This window comes from Dellaglioa sp. CoH-55-MRSF-8 (assembly GCF_056782195.1).
Window position 1 is genome coordinate 1 of record NZ_JBXAYH010000048.1, and the last position, 583, is coordinate 583.

A 583-nucleotide genomic window follows, 5' to 3' on the forward strand; every position below is an offset into this window, starting at 1 on the left:
GTTTAGGCCTCCGTAGTTACCAAACTGGATAAGCAGACGCCCATCACTCATTGTCTGGTCCGAGAAGCCGGGCAGTCCATCGAAGTTCCACAAGCCGCCGTATGCCTTCGGGATCATTATCCCGTTGATCAGGACCGCAACGTCTCGGTCAGACACCGAGAAGTTATCTTGGGCCCCTACGAAGGTCTGACGCTCCGTTCCCAAGCCCGGCATCTGATACGCGTACACCTGACCTTCGTACAGAGTCACGTTGATGGGGTTGGCGTCCGTGAACGTGATCTCATCTCGGTTGAAGAAGTATTGCCCTGCCACGTGGAATTGGGACAGCGGAGGGAGCGACGAGGGTACCGAACTTTGGAGCGTGACAGGTATGCCGGCAGGTAGGAATCGCGAAATGCGAAGCCCCTGCATCTGTGTGATGCTAAGGATTGCTGAATCAGATTGAGCCGTTTCAGCAAAACAGTCCTCCGCAGCGCGAATGATGCGGCCCTGCGCAAAAGCCCCGACCGATGCTGCTAGCTCGATCAGGGTCTCCGATGTCATTGTCGTGAGCGTTCCCTGCCACGATGGGATGGTGGTAAGG

Annotated in this window: 1 protein-coding gene; it reads right to left on the reverse strand. The window is 56.4% G+C overall.

The window, feature by feature from the left end; genetic code table 11:
* A partial coding sequence (locus AC1RPW_RS07815; RefSeq protein WP_481769414.1) for a hypothetical protein occupies positions 1-583 on the reverse strand: 583 nt, incomplete at both ends.